The organism is Alkalibaculum bacchi (genome assembly GCF_937875145.1).
Classification (GTDB): domain Bacteria; phylum Bacillota; class Clostridia; order Eubacteriales; family Alkalibacteraceae; genus Alkalibaculum; species Alkalibaculum bacchi_A.
Genome location: NZ_CALNCS010000158.1, coordinates 1 through 6,181, shown reverse-complemented (window position 1 = coordinate 6,181; position 6,181 = coordinate 1). Strand labels below are relative to the sequence as shown.

General features: G+C 35.1%; 5 protein-coding genes. 4 read left to right on the top strand and 1 reads right to left on the bottom strand.

The genetic code is table 11. The annotated features are described in order from the left end of the window. Positions 1 to 268 precede the first annotated feature (268 nt). The 4 genes from Q7P22_RS09510 (at position 269) to Q7P22_RS09495 (ending at position 5,162) form a co-directional block, all read left to right on the top strand. The gene (locus tag Q7P22_RS09510; protein WP_303863595.1) at positions 269 to 2,602 is read left to right on the top strand and encodes a histidine kinase N-terminal 7TM domain-containing protein; all 2,334 of its coding nucleotides are present in this window, start codon (positions 269 to 271) and stop codon (positions 2,600 to 2,602) included. After that, positions 2,595 to 4,031, top strand: a complete 1,437-nt coding sequence (locus Q7P22_RS09505; protein WP_303863593.1) for a sensor histidine kinase — start codon at positions 2,595 to 2,597, stop codon at positions 4,029 to 4,031. Before Q7P22_RS09510 ends, Q7P22_RS09505 begins: the two co-directional genes overlap by 8 nt. Continuing rightward, entirely contained in the window at positions 4,024 to 4,641 is a 618-nt protein-coding gene (locus tag Q7P22_RS09500; RefSeq protein ID WP_303863591.1) for a response regulator transcription factor, read from the top strand. The genes Q7P22_RS09505 and Q7P22_RS09500 overlap by 8 nt, the downstream gene beginning before the upstream one ends. Before the next feature lie 143 nt (positions 4,642 to 4,784). Beyond that, complete coding sequence (locus tag Q7P22_RS09495; RefSeq protein WP_303863589.1) at positions 4,785 to 5,162, top strand: hypothetical protein; 378 nt, start codon at positions 4,785 to 4,787, stop codon at positions 5,160 to 5,162. 374 nt (positions 5,163 to 5,536) lie between these two features. Here the strand turns inward: Q7P22_RS09495 and Q7P22_RS09490 are convergent. Continuing rightward, positions 5,537 to 6,181: DDE-type integrase/transposase/recombinase (locus tag Q7P22_RS09490; protein WP_303863587.1), on the bottom strand; the 645-nt coding region annotated here is incomplete at its 5' end.

Here is a 6,181-nt window from a genome sequence, read left to right as displayed (position 1 = left end):
AGGATTGGATGAGTACCCAAGCCTTATTTATTCAGGCAATGTTTGCGAATTTAAGTTGGGAAAGTTGAGTTATTAATATAATATTAACACAATCTATAAACAACTAAGCATGATCCATTTTTATTCATTGGGGGTGTTTTTTTTCAAACCTAGACAAGTTAATTCTACAAAGCATTTACGCATTACTTATTTAGTTCTTATCTTGATTATAGCGGCTATTACTTCTGGCTGTGAAAGAGAAACAAAGTCCAATTCGCTTATATGTAATATGGACGACTATTCCTTATACCCAAAAATAGTGGAACAAACATTACCTTCATATACAATTGAAGAATCAGAGAATAGAGCGTATTACCTGGTAGATGATGGAGCGATAGCAGAAGTCTTTGATACACAAGCAGATGGGGCACTGCAGACAGGTATTGCCAAATACTGGTATCCACATTATCTGGCAACAGTTATTATCGCTATCGATCGTGATAAAACCAATACGGTAGTCACTGGCTGGAATGATTTGTTAGACATTAAAGAAGAAGTAGCTTTTTCTAAGACACAAGGAAATGATCAGATGTTGACCGCCGCGATATCATATGGCTTAGAAGGCGAAGACTACACTTTAACAAAGTCAATCCACCTATTAACAACACTACACAAAAATTCTCGTCTTAAAATTGACTCATTCGATTCTCCTCTTATTGTTTGTTACGACTACCAAGCAGCTGCTCTTATAGATGATGGGCGGAATTTCGAAATCATAATCCCAAAAGAAGGAACACTTACATACGAAAAAGGCTTACTATCAAATGAAGATCTAGTTTTCCAAGGAGATCTAGAGAAACTATTGCTAGAAAGTAAGTTCAGGTTATTAGATGGAGAGAGTGATCTTTCTATCTATCCTGATAAAATAGCTTATAAACCTGCTGTCAAAGTCACGGATTACAAGCATTTTGCAAAAACTACGCGAAATGTCAGTCCTTTGATAGAAAGACAAGTTCTAAACTCTAAGAGATTTATGTCAGTTGACTATCGGGAACACCTTTTATTCGCCTTATTGTATATGATTATAGTTACTATTTGGGTAGCTTCTGTTCTTCGTCGTTCTATGCAAAGAGGAATTAGCTATGCCGCTTTTTTTACAGGAGTAATTTTGAATGGGTGGGCTTTGGTTAGACTTATAAAGTATCAAGTAGTAGTAAACGATGTCTTGTCTCGATATTTGTGGTACTCCTATTATATCTTCCAATTGTCATTGCCACTTGTTGTACTGTGGATGGCATGGGCAATTGATAAGCCCAAAGACGAAACTTTTCCTCCTAAATGGTGGAGAAGGTTGGCGGTGTTTATTGGTGTATTAATTATTTTTGTATTTACAAACGACCTACACAGTCTTGTATTTCACTTAGATTTAAGTAGGCCAGATTGGGCTAAAGATTACACTTATGGCTTGGGATATTATATTATACTATTTGTTTGCATGATGAATATCGCTGCAGCACTTGTAATACTGATCAAAAAAAGCATACGAAGTCCTAGAATAAAAAGATTTATATTTCCTATTACAGTTTTTATCCTTTTTGGTTTATACAACTATAAGTATATAATGAGAGACACTTTTGTATATGAAACTGACTTAACAATAGTTACAGGAATTTTTGTAATGCTTATGTTTGAAGCATGTATAAGATCTGGGTTGGTCCCTGTAAACACAAAATATATAGATATATTTACATGTTCTCCACTTAAAATTCAAATAATAGACAAGGAAAGAAAATTAGTAATAGCTTCATCTTTAGCGAAACTAATTAGTAAAGATATTATCGAGAAAGCTATAGCGTCATCCCCTATTCCGGTTTTACAAGAGGATGAATCCTTGCTATTTGCTAACCCAATTCCAGGAGGTTATGCCTTGTGGAATGAAGATATCAGCAAAATTCAGCACTTACACAGAAAAATTCAGCAATCAACTAAAAAACTCACAGAAGCCAATGCTATATTAGCTGAAGAGGAGAAAATAAAGCGGATGATTAATGAAAAAAACGCAAAAAAGCAATTGATGGAACAGTTAGAAGCAGAGATAAGTGAAAACATACAAAGATTGTCAAGTATGATAGAAAAATTAGAACATTCTAGAAATCATTCAATTGAGACCACTCGTATTGCGCTTTTATTATGTTATACAAAGCGTATATGTAACTTGTTTTTCAAAGAAAAAGAATCACAAAAAATTGAGGCAGATGAATTGATCGTTTATATAGATGAACTCTGCAAAATAGCAAAATATTCGAATCTTCAAATTGCAAGAGTAAACGAAATAAGTGGAAGTATTCCAATCAGATATGCTACTATATTCTACGATTTTTTCTATACTGTAGCTGATTTGGCAGTCCAAAAATCTTGTCCATACATCATTGTAGATATATCTACTGAAGAAGATGAGATTACAATGAGACTCCTCCCATCAATAGAAATAGGAGCATTAAATGCAGAGTCAAAGCTTATAGAAGCAATCGAAATTGCAAAGGGTAAAATTACAAAAAAAGATATAGAAGATACAATCGGCATCAGCATTTCTTTTCCGAAAGGAGGAGTAGAAAATGATTGAGTTTTATACAGCTTCATGGGTAACTAGGATCTTTATTACTTTTATATTAGGAATTGGAGTTTTATCTCAGACACTTGCTACAGTCCTAAATTTTTATCGTCACGACCAAACTACAAGACGGGTTTTTGAAAATTTATTTGAAATGTTCATTGTTGTTGAAATTCTTATCTTTTCACTTTTACATGGAGAGGTTGTAAATGGATATAAAAATGGAATTCTTGTTCCAGTTGGGTATGAAAATATAAGAATAGCTATCTTTATAATTATTCTAATACTAGGCATAGTGGTAGGATTCCTTAACAAAACTATCTTGCCACTAGGAGTTATAACAGCTACTTCAATATCATTACCATTTATGGAAGATGTTTTAGGGAGTGCTTTCCCATGGGGTTTTGTCGCAATTTTAATATTTTTTTTAATTAGAAGTATTAAGGTATTTGTTTCCAGTTTAATAGCAATAAGGACAAGTATATCTGCCTTGTCAGTTATACAAGCAGTAAATACTTTGCATACAGGAGTATTGTTTTGTGAAAGCGATGGATATACAGTTCTATTAAATCATCAAATGCAAAAATTGATGCTACTTATAACAGGTCAAGTATTTCGAGATTCTCTAAAATTTTATAAATTACTCATTTCAGATAAATTTAAGTCTAGATATGAAAAAGTACAGCTAGAAGGACAGGCAGTTTATCTTTTGCCAGACGGGAGTGCTTGGATGTTTACTAAAACAGAAATACCATTATTAATGAAAAATTATATTCATATTTCTGCTGCTGATGTAAGCGAAAATTGGTCATTAACCTCTAAATTGCAGATTCAAGATCAAGAACTAAGAAATAAAAGTGAAGAATTAAAAAGAACAATATCAAATCTTCATATACTTAGTAAAGAAAAGGAAATTGAAAATGCTAAGATACGTGCCCATGATATATTAGGCCAGCGTCTAACGGTCCTTCTTCGTATGATACAAAATGAAGAAATTTTAGATTATAAATTACTAACATCATTATCAAAAGGACTTATAGATGAAATAAAAGCAGAACATGATGAAATCAGTCCCCTAGAGGAGTTACAAAGTATACAAGAGATTTTTAATTCTATTGGAGTAGATATTAACTTCAAGGGTAAACTCCCAGAAGATGAAGAGCAAGCCGGCCTATTTGTAGATATCATAAGAGAAGGCTCTGCTAATGCTGTAAGACATGGCTTTGCAACAAGAATCAATATTGAATCTGAGGAGATTAAAGATTCATATAATCTTGTAATATCCAATGTCGGGCACACAACAAGCGATCCAATCATCCCAGGTAGTGGAATTAAAGCAATTAGAAAAAAAGTGGAAGCACAAGGTGGGAATATAGAAATAACTCCTTACCCACAATTTACATTGTCAGTTGTTTTACCAGGAGGTGGCATGGATGTATAAAGTACTTATTGTAGACGATCATGAATCAATGTGCGATTCATTATTTAATGCATTAACAAATACAGATGATTTTTTAGTAGTGGGGACTTTAAAAAATGCATTACATGCAGAACTCTATTGCATGAAACTCAAACCAGATTTAGTTCTTATGGATGTGTGCACAGAAGGTGGAGCATCAGGTTTGGATGCAACAAAAATAGTACTTGAGAAATATCCTCAGATGAAAATAATAGTGATGTCAGGTTTTGATGAAATCACTTATGCACCTAGGGCTAAAGAAGCAGGAGCACATGCCTTTATTTATAAAAGTAAAAGCCTAGACTATTTTGTAGAAGTAGCCAAAGGGGTTATGGAAGGTAAACAATTCTTCCCTGAACCAAAAACGATCCATACAACAATAGGCGAAGCACCACTAACAGATAGGGAAATGGAAGTGCTTAGGCTGATGTGCAAGCATATGACTAACAAAGAAATCGCTGAGGAACTTTTTATTTCAGAAAGCACTGTAAAATATCACAAATCCAATATGTTAGCTAAAACAGGTTTTGAAAAAGCAATTGACCTAGCATTTTATATGATATTAAATGGGTTAATTAATCCACTCTACTAAGTAAAAATATATTTTTTGCCAAAAACCTAACCGTAGCGGCTAGGTGCAAAAGAGAAAATACTTGATATTATTTAATTATAGAAGTGTATAAAACTTAAAATCGAAGAAAATATAAGAAAAACTATAAAAGGAGGGGATAAAATATGCCAAATGTTGTATTGATTATGCAGCGAAAAGCAATTGCCGAGGCCCTGATGATAAAACTTCGAGATAGTCCTCATATAAATCTGATTTATGAGCCCGACTATAATGATGTACTTATAGCTATTAGTAGTAATAATACTAAAGCGGCACTTATTGAAGCAACTGAATCAGGGCCATATAATATGAATTATTGCTTGCAAGTATGTGAAAACCTAAGAGAGCAAAGACCAGAGTGTAAATTACTCCTAATGTGTCCAGAACAAGATGAAAAAAGTGTTAAGCAGGTAGTAGATGCCAAAGCAGAAAATAAAATCGATGACTTTGTATTTTATGATGTGACCATTGATTATTTGGAATCAAAGTTAATATCCATATGATAGGAAGTTTAAATTTTACTAATAAACATAGAAAATTCAGGGTGCTTTAAAAAGAGGTAGTGTCAAGTAAGTTATGAGAAAACTTAGTCAAAAAAATAGGCTCAAACGAACCTTGAAAACTGTAGATCTTAATCACGAATAGCTCTCCGAGGGCTTAGGGCACCACCCTAAGTACCCGCAAGGTACCAGTCCCTTGACCCAATACGGGCTTTGCCCGAACCCATCCTCGCCGGAAGGCAGGAAAAGGGCGCAGTTGCCCCTTTTCTGCATGAATAGGATAATCCGAGAACCTTATGTCAAGGAACTTTCGCGGCATATCCTCGTGCGATGCACTGCGGTATTCCATGGTTCCCTTGACAACGGTTCCGCTCCTCTTAAGCAGTAGCCTGATTTTGTATGTTTAGAATTGTCTGCTGTCCAAGGAAGATGAGAAGCTGCCATTTACCCGGCATGTTTCCAGCTCCTTTTAGCAGTTCCACATCATTAAGAACCTTGTAATTGTTGTGCTTGTGAGGACGGAGAAAGTTGTAATACGCAACCCACAGAGCCAAGTCATAGTTGGCACCGTCGATGCTGTCAAAACCGTTCGTAGGTCTGTAAGAAACCTTGTATGTACGGTTCAGTCTTTCAATCATCTGCTTGTATGGACGGAATTCTTTTGACACTTCATCGTCGTTGGTAAGTCCAATTACCTGAGTGATATCGAACTTGAATTTATCTCCAAACTCATGGAAGAACTGCTGAGCAGCCAAAGGGTAGGCGCTGTATCCATCAGCAATAAATTTAAAGTGTTTTGGAAGTTCTTTAAGGTGTCGGAATGCCATTCGCATCGCAAGAATACAAGGACCGACGCCACGATTATTCGATACCTGATAACCGATAATAGAACGGCTGGCAGCATCCATTATGAACCAGATATAAGCTTTGATGCCACGAATCTTGATATAGGTCTCATCGGCAGTAAATACTTTGCTGGTTCCGTAATCATAGTTGTCAACGAAAGGCTTGATGCACATGGC

What these genes read in the sequence shown, in the direction of transcription:
- Q7P22_RS09500 (WP_303863591.1), top strand. Translation starts at nt 4,024, where the DNA reads ATGTATAAAGTACTTATTGTAGACGATCATGAATCAATGTGCGATTCA.
- Q7P22_RS09495 (WP_303863589.1), top strand. Translation starts at nt 4,785, where the DNA reads ATGCCAAATGTTGTATTGATTATGCAGCGAAAAGCAATTGCCGAGGCC.
- Q7P22_RS09510 (WP_303863595.1), top strand. Translation starts at nt 269, where the DNA reads ATGGACGACTATTCCTTATACCCAAAAATAGTGGAACAAACATTACCT.
- Q7P22_RS09505 (WP_303863593.1), top strand. Translation starts at nt 2,595, where the DNA reads ATGATTGAGTTTTATACAGCTTCATGGGTAACTAGGATCTTTATTACT.